This is a genomic window from Mycobacterium sp. NGS41 (genome assembly GCF_059812725.1).
The window spans coordinates 19121-41448 of sequence record NZ_JCALDF010000040.1; the positions used below are offsets into that span (position 1 = coordinate 19121).

A 22328-nucleotide genomic window follows, 5' to 3' on the forward strand; every position below is an offset into this window, starting at 1 on the left:
ATCACCAGGCACGAAGGACCGCGGTGCGGCCCTTGACGTGCAGCTTCTCGAATGTGGAGTGGCGCAACTGTTCCATCCGCCCGAGCATCCTGTCACCCAACTCGTCGAGCACCCGTACGCCCAAATCCACTGGCGCGGGGCATAAGTCGCGCTCTTCTTCGTCGGCATGGGCGTCCAAAACGGTGACAAACGAATGCCACTCCCGTTCGTAGTGCTGCGCCGTCGGCGGCGTGCGCAGCAACACCGCGAGCTGGTCCCACACTTGGCGATGCTCGGCGTGCGCGATCGCGACCAATTCGCTTGCGGCCGAGACAGCTGGATAGAACAGGTCGTCTTCGATGCGCATGTGAATGTCCAATTCCATCAACAGCTCATCCAGCGTCCGCCGGCGTTCGGGTGAAGCGGGCGGCATCGCGGTAATCCGCTTACACAAACCACGTAGCACCTTGTGATGCTCGAACAGCACATCATAGGCATTCATTCGGAGACTCCCTGTCGCGCGGGCACTGATGCACCGCCACGTACTTCGACCACTCCCTCTCGGATGCGGGTCGGGTAGGACGGCAGCGCCGCGGTCGCCGGCCCGCGCAGCACCTCGCCCGTCGTACACGCGAAATGCGAACCGTGCCATGGGCATACGATTCGGCCTCGGTCGATCCAGCCGTCGCGCATCGGAGCCCCCAGGTGCGGGCACCGTTCGCCGACTGCCCTGACCTGTCCGTCGTCGCGGTAGAGGACCAACCCGACGCCGTCCACCTTCACCCGTTGCGGCCGCCCGTCCAGCGCCGTTACCGGCAGCACCGGCGTCCAGGCTTCGCTCGTCAGCCGTGCACCCGAGCGATCCACACCCGCGCCCGACCCGTACACCAGCGCGCCGCCCAAATAGCCACTGGCAAGGGTTATCCCATAACCGACCGTGCTTGCGGCCACCCCACGGACACGTCGGCCTCGACGGCGGTCTCGCCACGACTTCGCGTACAGGGCTGTGGCAATCAGATTCGACATACCGTGTACCAAGCCGATTCGACGGGATCGCTCGTGGGTGTGCTGCCAATCGGTGAGACCGGTTGCCATCGCGCCCAGGCTCGCGACGATGCCCACGCCCAACGCGTATTGTGACGCGTCCTGCAATTCCTTTGCGGTGCCGGGCAACACACTGACGGCGTCCAACGCCAGACAGGTCGCCGCCGCTCCGGTCGGCAACGACGTCAACGCGGGATGCAGCGGATGACCGAGCCAGGTGCCGTGTAAAAGGTTGGCGACGCGCTCACGATGGCGCCCAAGCGATGCGAAACCAAACGTCAAGACGTGCTCCAGGCGGTAGCTCGGCCGATCCAGCCACGTCTGGCGCCCCAGCGCGTTCAGTGCCCGCGACCCGGTCTGCCGGGGCGAATTTTCGGCATCGATCGATAGCTCAGCCACAGTTCACTCCCGTTTTGGAGTCACCGGCTGCACGGCGGCGCCTCAGATCAGCGCGACGCCGCCGCCGTCCAGCAGGCAGGTAACCGGCACGTGTGGTGCGTGACAGGCTCCCTGTCTCGCGGGGTGCCATATGAGTTTCACGAGTTGGCGGCGCACTCAGTTCATCGCCAATCGGCGTAGTGGCGAATAGCTGCCTCGCCGGCCTACACCGTGCGACCATCTGGGGGTGACCGAAGACGACCCTGAGAAGCGCATAGCCGAGCTGGAACGTCAGCTGGCCGAGCTGAAGGCGGCGCTTCGCGCGGAACCGGTTGCGGAGCAGCCGGCTCAATTCTCCGACGCACAGGCAGGTGCCGAACAGGACAGTGCCGACGCGCGGGCACGCCGGCATGCCCAAGACTTGTGGGAAGGGATACGAAGGGGTGAGCCTGCAGGGCCCGGCGGGCCGTCACGTCCCGAAATAGCGCAGCTTCGACAAGCGTTCATGCGCGCAGCGGCCGACGCGGGTATGTCGCAGACACAAATCGACGGCGTGCTGCAAAACGGCCGCATCACGATCAAATCCGGTCACTCGGTGGTCTATTCGGGCCAGGACGGCGCACAACGATTCGACACCGCAACCGGTCACGGTTCCCAATCCGTGCACCCGCAGACGTTCGGTCAGCCGACCAGGATCGGCTACCAGCGACCAAGGAGCAAGCTCACCGGGGCCGATCGGTTCGGGGCGGTCGCCGCAATCATCGGCGGGGCGATCGGCCTCTGCGTCGGCGGCACAGCGGCGCTCATCGCAGTGTTTCCGTCGAGCGCACTGTGGATGAGCGGGATCGTGTGCCGCAGCCCGTATCACCTGGTGAGCAGCTCCTCCGGCTACAGCTATAAACCGGGCCAGTCGGGGACCAGCGTTCGCTATCAGTGTGTCAGCGATGCCGGTTGGTATGACGTCAACGCGTTCGTGGTCGTCGGGTTGCAGTCCTTGCTCGCCGCGGTCATTCTGTGCGGCGGGGCGGCCGTCATTTGGCTGATCAGGCGACGGACGCACCACTAAACACGCTGCAATTGAGGCGATTTGGCCTGGCAGTCGCTGCCGACTGCGAATCGTGCGACGCGACACGCCGACAGGCCGTCGTGTGCTTCACACTCGAGCGCGCTACACGCCGGCAAACACCCGCGCGGCGGTCGTAGAGTAAGCGGCGACCCTGTCGTCGGCGGTTGTGAGGATTGATGACCGAACGTATCGAGACCCAGCGCACCATCGCGGCGCCCCCGCCCGAGATCTTCGCGGTGCTGTGCGACCCGCAGGGCCATGTCGCGATCGACTCGTCGGGGATGCTGCAGGACGCCGAAGGCGATCCAGTGGGTGCCGTCGGTCAAAGCTTCGTCGTCCACATGGATCGCGAGTCACTCAACGACTTTCCGCAACTGGGCAAGTACGACGTCACCGTGCAGATCACCGAGTTCGAACCGGATCGGGTGATCGCGTGGACGATTCTCGGCCAGATCCGTCCGCAGATCGGTCATGTCTACGGCTACCGGCTGCAGCCCACTGACGACGGCGCGGCCACGGTGGTCACCTCGTTCTACGACTGGTCGAATATCGACGCGAAGTGGCGCGATGCTGGAATCTTTCCAGTGATCTCGGAAGGTGCGTTACGGGCGACGCTGGGCATCCTCGACCGCACCGTACGACGGGGTTATCCACGGGGATAAGCGCCGGGCCGGCCTATTCGCGGGCCAGCGCATGCCAGGCCAGGTCGGCGATGGCCGCGCAATAGTCGTCATCGATAGCATCCTCGGAGTAAAGCGCGCGAACATACATGGGCGCCACGACGATTTGAACGGCAGCGACCGGATGCACTCCCTCGCGTAGTTCGCCACGCTCGCGCGCCCGATCCACTATTTCGCGCAAGACCGCGAAACGCTCCCGCCAGTACAGCATTCGAGTGCCTTCGTCGTGACGCGCGCGACGGTTCATCACCAGCGCCCGCACAAACGTGCGGCCGACCTCGCTGTTGACGTGATCGGTCACGCTGCGCGCCAACGCCAGGAGGTCGCCGCGCAATGAACCCGTGTCGGTTACCGAACGCAAGGTTTCGTTGTCGCCCAGAGCAGCATCGACGATCAGGCGTTGACGATCGCCCCAGTAGCGGTAGACCATCGCCGTATCGAGGTGGTGGCGCTCTGCCATCGCCTCGACGCTGAACCGCTCGACACCCCAGCGGGCCAGTTCATCGAGTACCGCGGGCATCACGCGAGCCCGGATGTCCGGGGGTATAGCCTCCACGGAATCCTCGGGCCCGTGCGACGGCTGCATATGCGTTTCTCTACCCGAACCCATTCCGAATCAACCGTATGCCAGGTTGAGGCGATGCATCATCGCACCCCTGGCCGACGCAGCGGAACGAGCAGCCCGCAACTGTTTCAGCCGTATGTCTCGCGCAGGTCCTTTTTGATTACTTTTCCGAATTGGTTGCGCGGTAGCGCATTGACTACCACGAGACGCTCGGGGAATTTGTAGCGGCTCAGCCCACGCAAACGGCAGTGCTGCACGAGGGATTCGAGCGACACCGTGTCGCCTGCACGAGGTACCACCACAGCGCATACGCGCTCGCCAGTGTCGCGGTCGGGCACGCCGATGACCGCAACATCGGCAATCTCGGGATGGCTGACGAGCACGTTTTCGACCTCGAGCGCTGAGACATTCTCCGCGTTTCGGATGATCGCATCTTTTATCCGGCCTGTGACACGGACATTGCCATTCGTGTCGATGAGCCCGAGATCGCCTGTGCGCAGCCAGCCGTCGTTATCGAACGCGTCGGCGTCAAGTGCGGCGTCCGCATAACCGAGGAAGCATTGCGGACCTTTGAGCCGCAACTCCCCCTCATGCCCGACCGGCGGTTCGGTTTCTCGATCGTCGACCATGCGGACGCTGACCCCCGGTACCGGCGCACCAACGGTGTAGTCGAGCACGTCCGGCGGGGCGGTAAGAGACGGTGAGGTCGCGACCGGAAACTCGGTGAGCCCCCAGGCGTTGGCGATACCTGGCACCGAGAAGGCCTCGCGCACCCGACCCCCTAGATCGGCGGTTATCGGTGCGCCGCCGGCGAGGCAACCGCGCAGGGACGGGAAAAGCGGCTGATCGCCGTTCGTGCGCTGAGCCTCCAAGTACGCCACGAAGAAAGGGGTCGCGGTGCCCAGAAATGTCGGCTTGTGCGCCGCGATCCGGAATGGTGTCGTGGCTGGATCGAATGTCTCGAACAGCACTAGTCGCATGCCGGTGAGCAACGCGGCGGCCAGCATCGCTGCCCCGCCGATGTGTGCGATCGGAAAAGCAATCGGATTCACATCGCGGCTGGTCGCACCGACCATGCCCACGACGCCCGTCGAACCGGCCATCACCGACGCGTCGCTATGACGAATCCCCTTGGGAGATGCGGTAGTCCCCGACGAGTAGTAAATCCATCGGGCGTCGGTGGCGTGAGCCGGTGGCGCGGCGAGCCCATCAGCACTTGCCCTGGGCAGCCGAAGCCTTCCGGCGATCGGGGGTGTCGTCAGGTCGACGGTAATGACGCCGAAACCCTTGTCCGAGGACAACTCCCGGGCGAGCCCTCCGTGGTCGAAACCACGCCAAAGTTCTGGCACTACAAGGAATTCAGTTTCGAGCTGGCCGGTGATGAAGCTGACCTCGTGTTCCCGCAGTATCGAGATTATCGGGTTCTGCACCGCACCGAGCCGGGCGAGCGCCGTCATGACGACCACGGTCTCCAGCGTGGTGGGCAGTTGCCAGGACACCACTGTCTCCGTGCCGATCCCGCGCTCGGCGAACGCGGCAGCCGTTTCGCACGCGGCATCGTGCAGATGGCGCGCGGTGAGGGAGCGTCCATGGTCATCGGCCAGCAGCGGCCGGTCAGGATGGTGCTGCGCCGCGTCGGCGACCAGTGCCCAAAAGGTCTTGCCGCCGGCATCGCCCTCGCTGTTCATCCAGCTCGCGGCTTTTCCGATACTGGACGGAATCCCGACTGTGCTATCGCCACTGAAACGCCAGTCCCTACCGGACCCTTGTGGTCGACGAGGACGGCCGAGCCGCTGGCCACCCCGTCGTGGCTGGAGTGAGTCAGTGAGGCGAGCCCGAGATGGGGCCCTTCGGGCAGCCGGCTCAGCGTCAGGGTGTAGTCGACATTGATGAACTGCAACCCCTGGGTGCCCCAGTTGGCAATTGACGCCGTGATGTCACCGGCCATCGCCGCACGGGTGAAGGGGGTGAGCGGCTCGTCATCGATCAACGGGCGCGTCTCGTGCAACCACGTGTACTTCGGCCCAGGCGTCTCGGTCCACTCCGGATCGGGATTCTGGATGCCGCTGCCCCAGCCGTAGGTCCGGATGAAAAGTGACGGGTTGGCACCGTCTTGGTCGAGCGGAAGCTGCGGCATCTGCACTGGCTGCGACCAAGCCTGTCCGTCGGGCTGCGGGCCGCGCCGCAGGAACAGTGCGCTTGCGTGTGCCACCGGCGTCCCATGCTGGGTGACAACGGCCTCGACGAGCCGGAGTCGCCGTCGGTCCTGCTGCACGCGGGTATGTACCTCGAGCGGTTCCAGCCTGGTCGGTCGGGGAAGATCGACGGTAAGCCGAGCAGGCTGCAGTTGCGGGTCGTCTACCGCGCGCTCGACCGCCCAGCCCAGCAGGCCGCCGACAACGTGGCCGCTGATCGACGGTCCCCAGCCGCCGCGCGCGATTTCGTTTGGCACATAGTGGTTTTCGTTGCGCACGAGGTACGGCCGCGAAATCACCGGATCGACATCGTACGGTGCCGTATTCGGCTCGGTCACTGTGTAGCCATCATCGAATGTCTCCTCCTGCGTGATCAACAGTAGACATTACAGTTTGTGTTCTAGTCGCACGATACGACCCATTCCGCCAGCCTTGCAGGCTGGTCAACCGCAGGTAGCATCGTGTATTGCTGCGGCCAGCGCGGCGATGTCGCGCTCCCGGTTGTCGGCCGGCAGCGGCCAATGCGTCATTCTGAGGTCGGTCACCCCCGCTTTCACGAGCGGTACCGCAGCGGCGGTCGCCGCCGCCAGATCGGGCCGGCCATCCGCATCGGCCTTGACCCGCAGTGTGCCCGCGACGCCGAACCCGTGCGGGTCGCCGCCGGCGCGCTCTACCGCGGCGCGCATCCTCTCGATTCCGGCGGCGACGTCTTTCGCGTCCGATCCCCAAGGGATCCAACCCTTTCCGAAGCGGGCCAGGCGGCGAGCAACCGCACGGTTGACCGTTCCGCTCACCCAGATCGGCACTCCGCTCGATTGGATGGGTTTGGGCATCTGGTGTATCCGGTCGAAGCTCAGCCCCGGCCCTTGGTAGCTGACCTCGTTCTCCCGCCAGAACCGCTGGCATACCTCGAGTGTCTGATCCAGCAGACTCCCGCGGTTGTCGAAGCCGACCCCGACCGCCTCGTATTCCTCACGTTGCCAGCCGACGCCCACTCCGAGGTCGATGCGACCACCCGACAAAACATCCATGGTGGCGAGGGTTTTCGCAAGTACCGCGGCCGGACGCAGCGCGGCTAGCAGGATATTCGTTCCCATCCGGATGCGTTGCGTCCTGGCGGCGAGATAGGTCAGCGTCGTCAGCGGTTCCAACCAGTGCCCGTCGGGGCCGGTGGGCTGGCGGCCGCCGCTGGTTCCGCCAATCTTCGGGTCCGCGTAAGCGTCCATGTTCATCCCGAATGCGATGTGCTCCGACACCAGTAACCGGTCGAACCCGCAGCGCTCCAGCAGCTGTGCCCACTCGGTCAGGTGCTCCCAGTTGGTGGGCTGGTCGGCGGAGAACGACGGGATTCCCATCGAGAGCTGTATTGAGGCCATTCGGTACGTTAACCGATCTTCTCGCGCCGGATCGAGATTGTGCTCGGGGTTACCCGTTGACGGGCAGGCGCGATGCAGGTCGACGAATCCTCCTTGCGCTCAACGCCCCAGCAGGCCGCAATACTGTCCCACGGGACACCCCGCAGGCCTGTACACAGTGGACGTTCGGCCGCTGCCGGCCCCAAATCCAGCGGCTGCGACGGCACCTGCCAGCAACGCCCCCGCGATCAGCTGCTTGAGGGTATGGGCGGTGTTCACGGTGTCGTTCCTTCGTGTTGCAAGGTGAGTCCCTCGCGGGCTCGGTCGCTCTGACCGACAACACATACGGTGCCGCACGCCGCTTGCCACATCGTCGCGGAATTCATGCGAAATTCTTGCGTCTCGCCCAGCAACACGACCTTGACGGCGGATTCGTCGAAAGCGGTAGTCCGCAGGGCACAGTGACCTTAGCGTTAGCGGCCATGGAGCCCGGGGTGCTGCTGTGCGTGGGGTTCGATGGCCATATGGACCTAACGAACCGTCCGCCGGATGATTGGCGCGACGGTGTCGCATTGACGATGGACGCGATATGCGTTGAGGAACAGCGCTTTTGTCGGAAGGCCGATGTGGACCCACTGACCTGGATGCGTTGATGCTGGTCGACTGCTACCTGCGAATCCTGCATTTCGATCGCCGATTGCCACTTAACTTCGACCTGGGTCCGCTGCACATCCATCTGCATTCGCGGTCTGTGTTCTTCATGTGGGTTACGGTGGCGGTCCTGGCGATCGCCGGCATCGCGGTGCTTTCGTCACGCAAGCGGGAGTTGATCCAGCGCTGGACGAGCTGGATGATGATCGCACCCGCGGTGGGGATCCCGATCTGGTTGGGCCACGGCACAACTGCGGTATTGGCCGCGACGCTGGCCGTGGTCGCGGTCGCCGAGTACGAGCGCCTGGTGAATCTGGGCAAGGTCGACCTTGGGTTGCTACTGGGGCTGGCTGTGTTGTATCCGGTCGCGGCGTGGCTGCGTCCATCGCTGCTGAGCCTTGCGCCGATCGTCGTGCTGGCTTGTGCGCTGCCGTCGGTGCTCAGCGGCGATGTCGAACATGGTGGCAGGCGTACCACGTTCACCGCGTTCGGTTCGGTGTGGATTTGCTGGTCGTTGGCGCACCTGGTGGTGTTGTGGTCGCAGGCGTATCTGGTGTGCTTCGCGGCGGCCGCCGCCGACGTCGCTGCCTGGTGCGGCGGAAAAGGGTTGCGCCACTTCGGCTGGGCCCGTCGGCCGTTGTCTCCGTTGAGCCCCAACAAGACGGTCGGCGGGTTGGTGGGCGCGGTCATCGGGGCGTTTCTTGTGCTTACGCTGCTCGGCACGATTTCGGTCGGTCTGCTCATCGCGGTCGCGTTCGGCGGTGTGCTCGGCGATCTCGTCGAGTCGATGGTGAAGCGACAGGCCCAGGTCAAGGACGCCGGCTCGTGGCTGCCGGGCTTCGGAGGTCTGCTCGACCGGATCGACTCACTGTTGCTGGTTCTCCCGCTGGCGTATCTTCTCGGATGAGGTGCCGATGAGCGCCATGCGTGACGAATCCAGCCCGCAGGACCGCCCATCACGGGTCTGGTCGGCGATCGCCCGTTTCGTCGCCGGCCCGTATGGCCTGCCCTTGGCGTTTCTGTGGGGGTATGCCGAGGCGCTGAGCTGGTTCATCGTCGCCGAGATGGCATTGGTGCTGTTCGCCGCTGCGGTGCCGCGCCGCGTGATGCCGTTGGCCGCTGCGGTGATCGGCGGCTCCGTGCTCGGTGTGCTGACCAACGCGTGGCTGACGTCTCGCGGTGTCGTGCTGCCGGCACCCCTGACGACCCCGCGGATGGCGGCGATGGCCGTTGGCCAGTTCGCCGAAGGGCCCAGCGCGATAATGCATCAGGCGTTGTCGGGCATCCCGGTCAAGGTGTACGCCCGGGCCGCCGGTGAACACGGCGTAGAGCTGTGGAGGCTGGCCGGCTGGACACTGCTTGAGCGTGGATTGCGAATCTCGACGGTGGGGCTGGTGCTGTGGCTGCTGTCCAGCCTGTTCCATCGCTGGCTGCGACGTTTTTACGGCGTTTACTTGATCGTCGCGACCATTGTTTTCACCGCCGCGCTCTCCGCGGTGATCGCGGCCTGGTCTTAGCGGATCTCACGCAGCCAGCGCGTACCGGTGGGATGGCTTCGGCAGGCGGTCTCCGCGCAGTGTCGTCACCTGCTCCCGCAACTGCGATCCCGAGACGGTGTGTGGGTCGACGGGTTGGCCGATGCGGACCTGCATCGGGGCCGGTGAGATGAAGTTGGTGCCCTTGGGCAGCACGTCGGCGGTGCCCAGCACCGCGACCGGAACGATCGGCACACCGCAGTCACGCGCCAATCGCAGTGCACCGGAACGGAATTCCCCTATACTCCCGTCCTTTGAGCGGGTGCCCTCCGGGTAGATGACGACTGTGCGTCCGGCCATCAGCGCCGGACGAGCCGCGGCCAGCAACTCCGCATAGGTGCCCCGACCGGACCGCCGCACCGGGAGCACGCCGGCCACCGTGGACGCTATGAAACGGCGCAGCGGCACGTCGAACCAGTAGTCGGCCGCCGCCGCGAAGACGGGCTGGGCTGTGGAGGGTAATGCGGCCAGCAGCACCGCGGTGTCGGCGTGCGAAGAGTGATTGGCCACCACCACACAGCCCCCGGCCACGGTCCACCGCCCGGTCACGGTCAGCCCGCCCGAAACGGCGGCCGCCGCCCGCCACAGCCGACGCCGCAGCGCACTCGAGATTCTGGTTGCGGTCATGATGCCAGCACCCCCACCAACGGTTCGGCGGCCACCGCGATCTCGGCAGCCTCCCGGTGTGGCTCCTGCACGGCCAACTCGCGGCGCGCGGCCCGCAGTCGGAGCACCGTGGTGATCAGCGAACCGTTCACCAGTTGCGTGCAGACCACCGGCAGGATCACCGGAAATGCGGTGGCCACCAGCACGAATAGGCAGCGCTCGGTTTTGCCCAACGGGCCGCCGTTGCGCCGCTCTGCACCGGCACCAGCCGCAGCCAGCGACGCGAACGTAGGTAGCGTCGCGGCCAGGGCCGCCCCCAGGACCATGAGCACCGGCCAGGACAGGAAATGCAGGCCCGGCCCGTGCTGCCGTGCAGCCCAGACCGCCAGCCCCGCGAAGGTCAGCAGGTCGGAGGCGCGGTCACCGATTTCGTTGACGACAAACCCCCACGGCCGGCTCACTCCGCGGGCGCGAGCGACTGCGCCGTCGAGATTGGCCCCGGCCAGGCGCAGCGCGAGAAACAGCGCGGCGACTGGCCACCAGCCCAGTGCGACGGCCACGCCGGCCGCACCCGCTGCCACCACCCCGGCCGCCGTAAAGACGTCTGGTGAGATTCTCTGTGCTACAGCAGCATTGACGATTGGTGTGAGCCGACGGGTGTACCAGGGCTTGAGCGCGTAAAGGCCCAGCTGCCGCCATTTCCGTGGAGCGGGTGAAGTGCTAGGCAGCGGCGCTACAGCGGTGACGGCCCTGACCCGGGGAGTCGTGTCGGTCGTGGCGAGCGTGCGCGATCTGTGAAGCGTCAGGACGCTGTCGCGGGTGGCGCTCACTGTGTCATCCTTTCGGCGGATCGTGGTCCCGGGTGGGCCCATGTCTGTGGGCAAGTGGACACCGTCGGTGGCGCTACCGGTCCCAACTTCGGGACGGCGGAGACGGAAGCGAGTCGGCCGTTGTGGCCCAGCGCACATAGATTGCGGCACTCGGCTTGCCACATCTTCGCGAAACTCTTGCGGAATTCTTGCGGCCGCCTGGTGTCGGACGTGCGACCTCGCGGTCAGGTGCCGTGTGTCGGTGTCGACCTTGCGGAGCTTGGTGGGCGGCATGCGATCAGCATGCTGGGCCGCGGGCCGCTGCGGATGAGTAGGACTACGCGTCTTGCCCGATTTTCGGTCAATCGCCGCCCCGCGAGAGCGCGCGTCAGTCGCTCAGGGGTTCCGACGTCACCTTCTTCGGTTGGTCCGACGGAACTGCGTGCGGTTCGCCGCTGATCGCCTCGTGATGCGCGGCTTCCTCCGCATCCTCCGATATGGTTGCGGCCTCACCTCGCGCCAGCATCACCGTCGAGACGATCACCAGCACCGTTATCGCTATCAACAAAGCCCATTCCGGGCCACTTTTTAGTTGCAACGTCTCCTTGAGCACGGCGATCCCCAGTATCACGGCCACTATGGGCTTCAAGACGGTGATCGTCGGCAGCGATGCGGTCAGCGAACCGGCGCGGAACGCTGACTGCTGGAAGATCATCCCGGAAACCCCGGCGAGGATCCATACGTAGAACTCCCAGGTGTGCAGCAAGTGGTGGCCGCCATGATGAATCACTTGGACAATGCCCTTGGTCAGCACGGCGAACAACGCCATCGACGATCCGGACACCGCCCCCAGCAGCACTGCCGAGGCCGGACGGCCTTTCAAAATCCGGGCCCCCAGTACGCACAACACCAACGCCGGACCCATCACGATTGCCACGATGAGCCAGTCGCTGATCGCGCCCCGATCTTTGCCGACCGTCGGATCTCCGACCTTGATGAGCAACGCCAACGCGGCGGCCAGCGCTATCGCCCACACCCACTCCGAGCGTGTGATGGGATGGCCGGTCACCCGTGCATAGATGGGCATGGCGAACAGCAACACCGTCACCTGCAGGCAGGTGACGAGCATGACCGAACCGTGGTCCAGCGCAATAGCAATGAGTATGTAGCAGGCGACATCTCCGAGACCGCCCAGCCACCAGCGGCGATTGCGCACCAGCATGCTGAACAGCGCCAGGTGGCCGACTTCTTCCTCGGTGACCGAATGAGCGGACCGTTGACGGACCACACTTCCGATTGCGGCCGAGAGCGCGGCGAGCAGGGCCAAGATCGCCGGGATGATCTGCAGTTTCCATTCCAACATGGTTGCCCTCCTCGCCGAGATCCCGCCCCTGAAGCCACTCAGCACACCCGCTGCGTACCAGCAGTTTCTTCGCAATGACTCTAGTGCGAAAGCGAGTGCCCAGCGGCAAATGTCCGATACCGGTGCCCTTAGAGCGGAAATTTGGTCTCGGTGAGCTGCTCGGACAGCTCCCAGAGCGCGGCGGCGGTGGTCTTTCGCTTGGCCAGCCAGGTGCGCCAGATCGGCTGGGTGCGGCCCCAGAGGCCGAATCGCGGGCCGACGAACGTGTCTCCCGGGAGATCCTCCGACACCGCGTACAGCGTTTGCCGGGCGCCGAAGTCGGCGTCCGAGGACACGACGCGGTCGGCGGCCAATACCAGGCCGTCCCTCAACCTGTTGCCGGAGCGACCTTGCAGGTTCGTGTGCGACCAGCCGGGGTGGGCGGCCAGCGCGCGCAGCGGAGAGCCTACGGCATCCAGACGCCGCTGCAACTCGCTGGTGAACAGCAGGTTGGCCAGCTTCGACTGGCCGTACGCCAGGAAGCCCGAGTAGGGGCGCGACTGCCAGTGCAGGTCCTTGAAGCTGATGTAGCCGATGATGTGCTGCAGCGAGGACACCGTGACCACCCGATCGGTCAGCTTGGGCAGCAGCAGGTTGGTCAACGCGAAATGACCGAGATGGTTGGTGCCGATGTGGCGCTCGAAGCCGTCGACCGTCAACGCGTGCGGGACCGCCATGATGCCGGCGTTGTTCACCAGGACATCGACCTCGTCCATACCGTCGGCGAACGTGCGCACTGAAGAGAGATCCTGCAAGTCCAACTGACGCACCTCAACGTCACCGGTCATGCGCCCAGCGGCGGACTCACCTTTTTGCGTGTCGCGCACGGCAAGGACGACATGGGCGCCGACCCGGGCCAGTTCGCGCGCAGTCACCTCACCCAGTCCAGCGTTCGCACCGGTGACGACAACCGTGCGTCCGGCGAAAGAGGGCAGGTCTGCCGCGGTCCAATCAGACATGGCAGCAACACTAAACCGAAGGCGTGAAGGGCGTCTGCCGGGCGTTGGCCACCGAGCCGGCCGGCTCAAACGGCGATGGCTGGAAAAGGATTAAAACCGCCTCCGTCACAGGTATCGTGCTTGGTGCCGCGCGGAATCCCGCCTGGACGCAGTCTTTTCCCAAGGAGAACTCAATTGGGACGCGATGTACCCCGCTCGTCAGCCATCCTTGTCGACGCCGCCGGCTGTCGCGGCGAGGAATCACATCGGCCAGGCACGGGTGGGTGACCCCGGATGTATATAGGCGTCATCTTCAATCCGCACGCCCGCAGGAATATTGCTGCGCCTGGGCGCAGCCGCGAACTCCAAAACATTCTCGGCAAGTGGGGCGAAGTGCACGAAACCCACTCCGCCGAGGACGTCCGCAAGGTCCTGGGGGAGCTGTTACCGCGGATCACCCACTTGGTCAGCGATGGCGGCGATGGATCGCTGAACTGGCTGGTCAACGACACCGAGCACTGCATCGCCGATCCGCACGACTGGCCGACGTTCGTACCCAGCATGGGCGGCAGTGTCAACGCCATCGGGCGTAAGGCGGGCGTAAAGGGGCGGCCCAAGGAGATCCTGCGCGAACTGGCGCTGGCCGCGCAGGCGGACCGACCCCCACCGGAAATGCGCCTCGACACTCTGACACTCGACGGTGAAACCAAGGACGGCGAGGCATTCCACCGCCTCTGCTTCGGGCTGGCGGCTGGAGGCGTCGGCAACCGGTTCTACGACAGGTACTACGACAACCACACCCACGGCCGGGCAGACGTAGTGAAAGTGATCGTCCGGTCAGCCCGTGACTACATGCAGAACAAGATTCAACCTGGCCACGCGATCACGCCGAACTACGCGACAAAACTGTTCATTCCGACGCAGGCCCGGGTGGTAATCGACGGCGACGAGGTCCCCACCCGTGAACACAGGTTTCTGCATGCCGGTGCGATCGACCTGGTTATCGGTGGCGGGTTCCGGCTCTTCCCCAAAGCGTCCGAGCCTGGGCTGCTGCACTTCCAGGCGGGAAACCTCAGGCCGTCGAGGATCATCGCGCAGATGCCGCGGGCACTGCGCACCGGCAAGATCCGCGGTGGTTTCGAGCTACGCGACGTCAACGGCCGGGAGATGATCATCGAGGCCGAGGACGAACCGCTGGCGCCGATCGTCGACGGCGAGCGCTTTTTCGACATCGTCAAGCTGGTGGCGCGCGCCGGGCCACTCATCCGCGTCGCGCGGGTAGAACCCTCGGTCGCTGCGCTCGCGTAGGTCTGCGACCGCGCTGTCGGCGTCAAGTGGCGTGAATCACACGCCCCGATTCTGACCCGTTGTCCGTTGCCGGCCGGTCATCCCGGGCGCTCAGGACGGTGCGATGAAGCGGCTTCAGTACGTCAGTATGTCCGAACCGCTGTCATAGCTGATGGGCACTGCGATGATGGGACGGTGGCCTGGTGATCGCGCGACCCGAGGCCGCTGCAGAGCCCCCGCGACCCGTTGCTACGACGCTGACCGCTGGCGGGTTATCGGGTACCTATGCTTAGCAGTTCTTGTTTGCCAATCAGTCCTCGATATTAGCGGCGAAAATGCTGAACGTCGTTTACGAGCCACGCCCCGCGCACGAATCATTAAATACTGAGATACGGAGATTCGCATCTCAGTATCTCCGTATTAATCGGATTTACCAGGTAAAATAGGGCTCCAACCGACTACTGAGATACTGACAATCGCGACTACTGAAAACTTGAATCCGTACCTACGGACACAATCACATCCGGATCAAGCAAGCGAAATGCATGCCGTTGGATCTGGTTAGCTGTGAAATTCATATGTAGCACAAAAAAAGCTTGCAAACATCTTTGCTTGAGCCGCATCGGCGGCTAGTATCGGTCTTCATCAGCACTTGCGACGGGGGAAGTGCTCAGTTGATCGCGGTTACAGAACCGAACACCGACTTGAAACGGAGCGACTCCCATGGAGACTCTTATTGACTACCTGCGGATGTGGGAAGAGCAGCAACCGGACCAGATCCTCTACAGATTCGTCGACGTCGACGGCCGAGAGCTCGAGCAGTACACCTACCAGAGCTTCGCCGAGAGGACACGTGAGCTTGCCGCTTACCTGTCCACCGAGGTCGGTCTGAAGCAGGGAGAGCGGGCGCTGCTCGTCTACCCGCCAGGCCTGGAAATGGTGGCAGCGCTCATCGCCTGTGCACGCATCGGGGTCGTCGCGGTACCGGTCAGCCCTCCCCTGCCCATGGCGTTCGAGGCCGGCCTGGCCAAGCTCAGTTTCATCGCACGGGACAGCCAGGCCAAGGCGGTGCTGTCGACCAAGGAGCTCGAGTACAACTACCGGCTGATGGTCGGCCACCTCGATGGTGTGCTGCCCTGGTCAGACGCCCAGCGCCTGCCGGAGCTGCCCTGGTTCGCGACGGACGCCACCCGAGAGTTCGGCGGAGCGCTCGTGGCGGACACGCCCGGCCCCGTGCTTTTCCTGCAGTACACGTCCGGCTCCACGAGCGACCCCAAGGGCGTCATGGTGACGCACGAGAACGTCATCGCCAACGGCCGCGCCTTCAGCGGCGGCGAGGTGAACGTCAGCTGGCTCCCCCAGCACCACGACATGGGCCTGATCTCCGCTTACTTCTTCATCCTGGTGAACGGCGGAACCAATCACGGCATGTCACCGGAGGACTTCCTCAAGAAGCCGGCGACCTGGCTGCGGCTCATCAGCGACTTGCGCGCAACCCACACGCCGTGCCCGAACTTCGCACTCGAGTACTGCCTGCGCGAGGACAAGCTTCCGACATCGGAGCTGGTCGGCCTCGACCTGAGCAGCCTCGACTCGATAGTCACTGGCGCAGAGCCGTTGCGCGCCAAGACATTCATCCGCTTCCGTGAGCGCTTCGCTCCCTACGGCCTGAAGCCCGAGGCGGTCACCGGTGCCTACGGCTTGGCGGAAAACACGCTGATCGTGACGCTGCGCGGACGCCAGATCCTGGCCGTCAACAAGCGAGCGCTGCAACACAACGTCGCGCGGGTCGAGAAGACGCTGCCCGAGAACAACAACCAGGCCCTGCTGGTGAGCTCCGGAAAGCCGCTCGCCGAGAATGTGGTCCGCATTGTCGACCCCGAGTCGCAGCAGCCCCTGAGCGAGGGCCAGGTCGGCGAGGTTTGGGTAGACGGACCTTCCAAGGCGGACGGCTACTGGCACCGCCCTGACGCCACCGCGGATTTGTTCGAAGCCCGTATCGCCGGAGAGGACGACCGCAGCTACCTGCGGACGGGCGACCTCGGCTTCATGTACGAGGGCGAGCTGTTCGTCTGCGGCCGGACCAAGGACCTGATCATCGTCCGTGGCGTCAACTGCTACCCCGCCGACATCGAGGCCATCGTGGAACGGGCGGCACCGGAAATCCGCCACGGCTGCGTCGCCGCCTTCTCTGTTGAAGGCGACGGACAGGAAGAGCTGGTCGTGGTCGCCGAGACGCGCAATGAGAACGCGCTCCCGGACACCAAAGCCCTGGCCCGTGCGATCCGCAAGCACTGCCACATCGAACCGCACACCATTGCGGTGGTGCCGGCGCGCAGCATCCCCAAGACCACGTCGGGGAAGATCAGGCGTCGGGAAAGTCGTCAGCACTGGCTGGACGGCAAGATGACCGCGCTGGCGACCTACGTCCAGCGCGTTCACGAACCGCTGGACGCCGACGCCGGTCCGATGCAGCGCTTCCACCATCTCATCGAGAGCTACGACCTCACCGGTCAGGAGGACTGCTCCTTCGCCGACCTCGGCATCGACTCGGTGAGCCTGGCCGAGCTGCGCAACGACCTGCAGGCCCTGCTGGAAGAGCACGGCGCCGGCGAGCTCGCCGAGGAGGTCAACACGCGGCTGCTGCAGCGCCTGACGGTCGCCGAGTTCTTCCGGCTGGTCGGCCAGTTCGGTGATCGGGACGGGCAACCGCTCGACGCCGTGCGGCAGGCACTGGCTCAGATCTCCGCTGAATACGAGGCATACGAGACCAGGCAGATGCGCGCCGACGCGCAGCTGCCCCTGCCGGCGCTGCCTGACGCCCGTCCGGGCGCAGTCACCGACGTGCTGGTCACCGGCGTTACCGGGTTCCTGGGGCCGTTCCTGCTGAGCAGCCTGCTCGCGCACACGTCCTACACCCTGCACACGTTGATGCGCGCCACGGACCCGGACCACGGTCTGGACCGGATCGTCGCCTCGCTGCGCCGGGCTCAGCTCTGGTCCCCGGAGCTGGAAGCCGAGGTCCGGGACCGCGTGCGGGTGATCTGCGGCGACCTGGCCGAGCCACACCTGGGCATCGGTGAGGCGGCGTTCCAGCGCCTGGCCGAGAGCATGGATGCCATCGTCCACAACGGCGCCCTGGTCAACTACGTCCGGACGTACGACGCCCTGCGGGCCCCCAATGTGGGCGGCACATGGGAGCTGTTGCGCCTGGCTATGACCTCGCACCGGAAGGCCTTCCACCTGGTGTCCAGCACGTTCATATACGGCTGGAGCACCCTGCCGGTGGTCGGCGAGTGGGATGCGAACGAAGCGATGAGCGGCCTGGACTTCGGCTACTCGCAAACCAAGTGGGTCGCCGAGCAGCTGGTGCTGGAAGCCCAGCGCCAAGGACTCGACGTGCGTATCTACCGGCCCTCGCTCATCTCTCCCACCAGCGCCGGCTTCGGGAGCAGTGAGGACATCCTGGTGCGCCTCACGGCGTTCATGATTCAGCATGGCGTGGCCGTCGAAGCGCTCAACCAGATCAGCCTGCTACCGGCGGACCTGGTCGCGGATCACATCGTCGAGTTGATGGAAACGGACCTCCCGGACGAGGTGGGCACCGTCTTCAACATCACCGCGGATGAGTACTACGGCCTGATGGCGGTCACCCGGCTGTTGTCCGAGCGGCATGGCTACCACTTCGAGTACCACGACATCCCGTCGTTCACCGAGCAGGTGAACAAGCTGGCCGGACCTGGCGATCCGCTGTATCCGCTGGTCGATTTCCTCACTCGTTCGGCCGGCAAGATCACTGCGATGCGGGACAAGCGGTACGACAACACCCAGTACCGTCGCGCGCGTTCGCTGGCCAAGGTTCGGCTGCACGAGCCGGCACTGGCCCAAACGGTCGACGACCTGCTCCGCTTCGTGCGCAGCGAGGGCCTCATCGCGGAGGCCGAGGCCGAGACCCGATGCAGTGCGTAAGCACACTCCGGTGTCGTAAAGCGATATTCTGCGAAGGGGTTCACCATGTTCACTGTCGATGACCAGGCAACTGGTCGGCACGACGAGTCGCTCGATCACGAGCGACTCGTCCTGCAGGCGCGCGACGTCGAATTCGACTGGGCGAAACTGCCGTTTCACTACGTGCCCAACGAGATCATGGCCACGCACTTCTGCAATGTGCTGCACCTGCTACTGCCCGCTGGCGAGGAGTTCATCGCCAAGGTATTCAAGGATGCGTTACCGCTGATCAAGGACGATCAGCTGCGGCTCGACGTCCAGGGCTTCATCGCCCAGGAGGCGATGCATTCCCAAGCACACTCGGGGGTGCTCGACCACTTCGCCGCCAATGACGTTGACCTGACACCGTTCATCGATCAGGTCACCTGGATGTTCCAGAAGCTGCTCGGAGACCGGCCCCGCTGGAGCCGGCGTCGGCGGGAAAGCTGGCTGCTCGAGCGCGTCTCGATGGTGGCGGCCCTCGAGCACTACACGGCCATTCTGGGTGAGTGGATTCTCGACACCCCGCAGCTCGACGCCGCCGGCGCCGACCCGGTGATGCTGGACTTGCTGCGCTGGCACGGTGCCGAAGAGGTCGAGCACAAGGCGGTCGCGTTCGACACGATGAAGCATCTGCGTGCCGGCTACTGGCGGCAGGTGCGCACCCAGTTGTTGATAACGCCGGCCCTGGCGTTGCTGTGGATCCGCGGCGTGCGCTTCATGCACTCGGTCGACCCGCACTTGCCGCCGCGGACCAAAGCGCGCTGGCGGGACTACTTGTCCGCGGCACGACGGGGTTTGCTGCCCGGGCCGACCCAATTCCTGCCTGTCATCAGCGCCTACTACAAGCCTGGTTTTCACCCGTCCCAGCTGGGCGGGGTGGGACGCGCGGTCGACTACCTGGCTCGATCGCCCGCAGCGCGCGCGTCGCACTAACGTTCCGCGGAGAATCCATGACCACCATCCACGCGGCCTCTACCGGCGTGTCAGCGTCGGACGGCGTAAACCTGGCGGTTCACGCCTACACCGACATCGACAAGCGGCGCCCGACCATCCTGGCCGTCCACGGCTACCCCGACAACCACCATGTGTGGGACGGGGTTGCCAACGAGCTCAGCCAGCGCCACAACGGCAAATACAACTTCGTCGCCTACGACGTGCGCGGCGCGGGCGAATCAGCAACGCCGGCAGACCGATCCGGATATCGGCTCACCCAGTTGGTCGCCGATATCGGCACAGTGATCGACAGCCTGGGCGTAGACAAGGTGCATCTGTTGGCGCATGACTGGGGCGCGATTCAGGCCTGGGCGGCGGTCACCGACGACTCGGTGATGGCCAAGGTGGCATCGTTCACGTCGGTCGCCGGGACGCACCTGACCTACGCTGGCAGGTTTCTGCGCTCGGCGCGCACCCCCCGCGCCGCGATCGACGTGGTCAAACAGTTCTTCGCCTCCGGCTACATCTGGTTCCTGCTGACCCCGCGCGCCCCAGAGGCGGCGGCCCGGTCCGGGCTGGGTGCGAAAATCTTTGAGACAGTTGAACTTATCGGCCGGTCGAGCACCCGCACCCAGTACCGTGCAGACTACCGCTCGGTCGACGATTACCTCAACGGGCTCAACCTGTACCGCGCCAACATGCCGCGGCCGCTGCTGTCGCCCGGACCGCAGTTGCCGCAGACCAGCGTCCCGGTGCAGGTGTTGACCGCGCGCCAAGACTACTTCGTGTCGCCTGCCCTGCAGCGGTTCACCGGCTCGATACCGGCCCGCAGCAGGGTCGTCCCGATCGAAGGCGGGCACTGGGTGGTCGCGTCGCGTCCCGACGTCATCGCCCGGCTCACCGGCGAGTGGGTCGACCTGGTCATAGAAGGCGGGGCTACGGCGGCCGAGTCCGTCATCGGCACCGGCCGCCGTGCCGTCCGAGGCAAGCTCGCCTTGGTCACCGGGGCAGGCGCCGGGATCGGCCGGGCCACCGCCGTGGAGTTGGCGCGCCAAGGTGCCGCCACCGTCCTGGTGGTCGACCGCGATCTCGCCGGCGGCGAGGAAACCGCCGACGCCGTCCGGGCCGCCGGCGCCGAAGCCGCGGTCTACCAGGTCGACGTCAGCGACGAAGCGGCGATCAATAACCTTGCGGCACAAGTGCACAACAAGCATGGCGTGGTCGACATCCTGGTGAACAACGCCGGCATCGGGTTGGCGGGCCGTTTCCTGGAGACGACGCCGGAGCAGTGGGACGCCATCATGGAGGTCAATGTGCGCGGCGTCATCTGCGCCAGCCGGGCGTTCGGCGCGCAGATGGTCGAGCGAGGCCAGGGCGGGACGATCATCAACGTGTCGTCGGCCGCGGCGTATGTGCCGTTCAAATCCGCCGTCGCCTATGTCACGACCAAGGCGACGGTGCTCGCGTTCAGCGAATCGTTGCGTGCCGATCTCGCCGACGACGGCATCACGGTCACGGCGGTGTGTCCCGGATTCGTCAACACGAATTTCGCCAAGAGCATGGTCTATGCGGGTATGACCGCCGACGAGCAGGAACACGCCCGCGACAAGGCCGACGCCGCGTACCGGCGTCGTAACTACACGCCCGAAGCCACCGCCAAGGCGATTGTCAAAGCAGTCCGGACCGGCCCGGCAGTGTTGCCGATCGCGGCTGAGTCCCGGGTCGGCTATGCGGCGCGCCGCATCAGCCCCTCGTCCCTTCGCCTGTTCGCGCGATTAGACATCAGACAGAGATAGCGAGACTTCCCGTGTCACAGACCCTTTGGAGCAGTAGACCTGCCGACTTGTATGGCCGCCGCTCGCGCGACCGCTTTTTCACCGCATTGACCGGCGCGGGTGCCCTCTTCGGCGGCTTTGCGTCGCTGTCGCGGTGGAACCCGTCGCGCATCGCGCCGGTGCAGCGCACCTGCACCGCGGTCGTCACAAGCCGTGACCTGGTCGCACCCGACGTTGTCGTCTTGACGTTGGCCGACCCCGATGGCGCGTTGCTGCCGTCCTGGACCCCCGGCGCGCACATCGACGTACGGCTGCCCTCGGGCCGCCGTCGGCAGTACTCGCTCTGCGGCTCGCCCGGGCGGCGCACCGACTACCGCATCGCCGTGCGTCGGATCGCCGATGGCGGCGGCGGCTCGATCGAGATGCACGACGCCTTCGACGTGGGCGACACGCTGGAGTTCGAGGGTCCCCGCAACGCGTTCTATCTTGTCACCGATGAGCAGGAGCTGTTGTTCGTGATCGGCGGCATCGGCGTGACGCCGATCCTGCCCATGATTCAGCTGGCTCAGCAGCGCGGAATGAACTGGCGCGCAGTGTATGCCGGTCGGAGCCGTGAGTACATGCCGCTGCTGGACGAGGTGGTGGCGGTGGCGCCGGAGCGGGTCACCGTGTGGGCCGACGACGAGCGCGGCCGCATCCCTGTTGCGGAGGATCTGCTTGCCGACGTCGGCCCGACGACCGCGGTGTATGTTTGCGGCCCCACCGGCCTGCTGGAGTCGGTGCGCACGGCGCGCAACGAGCACGCCAACGCGCCACTGCACTACGAACGGTTCAGTCCCCCGCCGGTCGTCGACGGTGTGCCGTTCGAGCTGGAACTCGCGCGCTCGCGGCGGGTGCTCAGCGTGCCGGCGAACCGGTCGGCGCTGGGTGTCATGCTCGACGGCGACCCGACGACCGCGTATTCGTGCCAGCAAGGGTTCTGCGGAACCTGCAAGGTGAAGGTGCTGGGCGGCGAGGTCGATCGCCGCGGGCGCGCCGTGGAGGGCGAGGATGAAATGCTGGTCTGTGTGTCGCGGGCGAAAAGCGGTCGCGTCGTGATCGACGCCTGACCGGCCCTCGGTAAGCTGCGGACATCGTCAG

Annotated in this window: 19 protein-coding genes; 9 read left to right on the forward strand and 10 right to left on the reverse strand. The window is 65.4% G+C overall.

The genetic code is table 11. The features are described 5' to 3' along the window. Position 1: 1 nt before the first annotated feature. Both AC5Y21_RS23705 and AC5Y21_RS23710 read right to left on the reverse strand, forming a co-directional pair. On the reverse strand, positions 2–481 hold the full coding sequence (locus AC5Y21_RS23705; RefSeq protein WP_499916143.1) for a hemerythrin domain-containing protein: 480 nt from the start codon (positions 479–481) through the stop codon (positions 2–4). Then, positions 478–1338, reverse strand: coding sequence for a Rieske (2Fe-2S) protein (locus AC5Y21_RS23710; RefSeq protein ID WP_499916182.1), 861 nt, complete (start codon positions 1336–1338; stop codon positions 478–480). Before AC5Y21_RS23710 ends, AC5Y21_RS23705 begins: the two co-directional genes overlap by 4 nt. 310 nt (positions 1339–1648) lie before the next feature. Between AC5Y21_RS23710 and AC5Y21_RS23715 the strand changes: the two genes are divergently transcribed. After that, a complete protein-coding gene (locus tag AC5Y21_RS23715; RefSeq protein ID WP_499916145.1) occupies positions 1649–2467 on the forward strand; it encodes a hypothetical protein in 819 nt (272 codons plus the stop codon). 176 nt (positions 2468–2643) lie between these two features. Then, positions 2644–3129, forward strand: coding sequence for an SRPBCC family protein (locus AC5Y21_RS23720; protein WP_499916147.1), 486 nt, complete (start codon positions 2644–2646; stop codon positions 3127–3129). A 13-nt stretch (positions 3130–3142) separates the two neighbouring features. Here the strand turns inward: AC5Y21_RS23720 and AC5Y21_RS23725 are convergent, their stop codons facing one another. From AC5Y21_RS23725 to AC5Y21_RS23740, 4 genes are all read right to left on the reverse strand, one after another. Next, the gene (locus AC5Y21_RS23725) at positions 3143–3733 is read right to left on the reverse strand and encodes a TetR-like C-terminal domain-containing protein (protein ID WP_499916149.1); all 591 of its coding nucleotides are present in this window, start codon (positions 3731–3733) and stop codon (positions 3143–3145) included. A gap of 107 nt (positions 3734–3840) precedes the next feature. Next, positions 3841–5400, reverse strand: coding sequence for an AMP-binding protein (locus tag AC5Y21_RS23730; protein WP_499916151.1), 1560 nt, complete (start codon positions 5398–5400; stop codon positions 3841–3843). After that, a complete protein-coding gene (locus AC5Y21_RS23735) occupies positions 5397–6245 on the reverse strand; it encodes a thioesterase family protein (RefSeq protein ID WP_499916184.1) in 849 nt (282 codons plus the stop codon). The genes AC5Y21_RS23730 and AC5Y21_RS23735 overlap by 4 nt, the downstream gene beginning before the upstream one ends. Before the next feature lie 105 nt (positions 6246–6350). Then, positions 6351–7283, reverse strand: a complete 933-nt coding sequence (locus tag AC5Y21_RS23740) for a TIGR03619 family F420-dependent LLM class oxidoreductase (RefSeq protein WP_499916153.1) — start codon at positions 7281–7283, stop codon at positions 6351–6353. Positions 7284–7872: 589 nt separating this feature from the next. On the opposite strand from AC5Y21_RS23740, the gene AC5Y21_RS23745 reads away from it, so the two are divergent. Then, the gene (locus AC5Y21_RS23745; protein WP_499916154.1) at positions 7873–8820 is read left to right on the forward strand and encodes a phosphatidate cytidylyltransferase; all 948 of its coding nucleotides are present in this window, start codon (positions 7873–7875) and stop codon (positions 8818–8820) included. Between the two features lie 7 nt (positions 8821–8827). Continuing rightward, entirely contained in the window at positions 8828–9430 is a 603-nt protein-coding gene (locus AC5Y21_RS23750) for a hypothetical protein (RefSeq protein ID WP_499916158.1), read from the forward strand. Positions 9431–9436: 6 nt separating this feature from the next. Here the strand turns inward: AC5Y21_RS23750 and AC5Y21_RS23755 are convergent, their stop codons facing one another. From AC5Y21_RS23755 to AC5Y21_RS23770, 4 genes are all read right to left on the reverse strand, one after another. Further along, positions 9437–10075, reverse strand: coding sequence for a lysophospholipid acyltransferase family protein (locus AC5Y21_RS23755; protein ID WP_499916160.1), 639 nt, complete (start codon positions 10073–10075; stop codon positions 9437–9439). Continuing rightward, positions 10072–10638 (reverse strand): CDP-alcohol phosphatidyltransferase family protein, encoded by a 567-nt coding sequence (locus AC5Y21_RS23760; RefSeq protein WP_499916162.1) that lies wholly within the window; start codon positions 10636–10638, stop codon positions 10072–10074. The genes AC5Y21_RS23755 and AC5Y21_RS23760 overlap by 4 nt, the downstream gene beginning before the upstream one ends. A 613-nt stretch (positions 10639–11251) precedes the next feature. Then, positions 11252–12226 (reverse strand): DMT family transporter, encoded by a 975-nt coding sequence (locus AC5Y21_RS23765; RefSeq protein WP_499916163.1) that lies wholly within the window; start codon positions 12224–12226, stop codon positions 11252–11254. A 128-nt stretch (positions 12227–12354) separates the two neighbouring features. After that, positions 12355–13224: an oxidoreductase gene (locus AC5Y21_RS23770; RefSeq protein ID WP_499916165.1), complete on the reverse strand. Its 870-nt coding sequence runs from the start codon at positions 13222–13224 to the stop codon at positions 12355–12357. 273 nt (positions 13225–13497) lie between these two features. On the opposite strand from AC5Y21_RS23770, the gene AC5Y21_RS23775 reads away from it, so the two are divergent. The 5 genes from AC5Y21_RS23775 (at position 13498) to AC5Y21_RS23795 (ending at position 22297) form a co-directional block, all read left to right on the forward strand. Further along, complete coding sequence (locus AC5Y21_RS23775; RefSeq protein WP_499916167.1) at positions 13498–14511, forward strand: diacylglycerol/lipid kinase family protein; 1014 nt, start codon at positions 13498–13500, stop codon at positions 14509–14511. Between the two features lie 702 nt (positions 14512–15213). Continuing rightward, the gene (locus AC5Y21_RS23780) at positions 15214–18459 is read left to right on the forward strand and encodes a thioester reductase domain-containing protein (RefSeq protein WP_499916169.1); all 3246 of its coding nucleotides are present in this window, start codon (positions 15214–15216) and stop codon (positions 18457–18459) included. A 45-nt stretch (positions 18460–18504) separates the two neighbouring features. Continuing rightward, positions 18505–19413, forward strand: coding sequence for a metal-dependent hydrolase (locus tag AC5Y21_RS23785; RefSeq protein WP_499916171.1), 909 nt, complete (start codon positions 18505–18507; stop codon positions 19411–19413). A gap of 17 nt (positions 19414–19430) precedes the next feature. Then, positions 19431–21209, forward strand: coding sequence for an SDR family oxidoreductase (locus tag AC5Y21_RS23790; protein ID WP_499916173.1), 1779 nt, complete (start codon positions 19431–19433; stop codon positions 21207–21209). An 11-nt stretch (positions 21210–21220) separates the two neighbouring features. Continuing rightward, complete coding sequence (locus AC5Y21_RS23795; protein WP_499916175.1) at positions 21221–22297, forward strand: PDR/VanB family oxidoreductase; 1077 nt, start codon at positions 21221–21223, stop codon at positions 22295–22297. Positions 22298–22328 lie beyond the last annotated feature (31 nt).

Coding starts and splice junctions, on each gene's coding strand:
- AC5Y21_RS23705 (WP_499916143.1), bottom strand. CDS start 481: ATGAATGCCTATGATGTGCTGTTCGAGCATCACAAGGTGCTACGTGGT.
- AC5Y21_RS23720 (WP_499916147.1), top strand. CDS start 2,644: ATGACCGAACGTATCGAGACCCAGCGCACCATCGCGGCGCCCCCGCCC.
- AC5Y21_RS23725 (WP_499916149.1), bottom strand. CDS start 3,733: ATGCAGCCGTCGCACGGGCCCGAGGATTCCGTGGAGGCTATACCCCCG.
- AC5Y21_RS23730 (WP_499916151.1), bottom strand. CDS start 5,400: ATGAACAGCGAGGGCGATGCCGGCGGCAAGACCTTTTGGGCACTGGTC.
- AC5Y21_RS23740 (WP_499916153.1), bottom strand. CDS start 7,283: ATGGCCTCAATACAGCTCTCGATGGGAATCCCGTCGTTCTCCGCCGAC.
- AC5Y21_RS23750 (WP_499916158.1), top strand. CDS start 8,828: ATGAGCGCCATGCGTGACGAATCCAGCCCGCAGGACCGCCCATCACGG.
- AC5Y21_RS23755 (WP_499916160.1), bottom strand. CDS start 10,075: ATGACCGCAACCAGAATCTCGAGTGCGCTGCGGCGTCGGCTGTGGCGG.
- AC5Y21_RS23765 (WP_499916163.1), bottom strand. CDS start 12,226: ATGTTGGAATGGAAACTGCAGATCATCCCGGCGATCTTGGCCCTGCTC.
- AC5Y21_RS23770 (WP_499916165.1), bottom strand. CDS start 13,224: ATGTCTGATTGGACCGCGGCAGACCTGCCCTCTTTCGCCGGACGCACG.
- AC5Y21_RS23775 (WP_499916167.1), top strand. CDS start 13,498: ATGTATATAGGCGTCATCTTCAATCCGCACGCCCGCAGGAATATTGCT.
- AC5Y21_RS23780 (WP_499916169.1), top strand. CDS start 15,214: ATGGAGACTCTTATTGACTACCTGCGGATGTGGGAAGAGCAGCAACCG.
- AC5Y21_RS23785 (WP_499916171.1), top strand. CDS start 18,505: ATGTTCACTGTCGATGACCAGGCAACTGGTCGGCACGACGAGTCGCTC.
- AC5Y21_RS23790 (WP_499916173.1), top strand. CDS start 19,431: ATGACCACCATCCACGCGGCCTCTACCGGCGTGTCAGCGTCGGACGGC.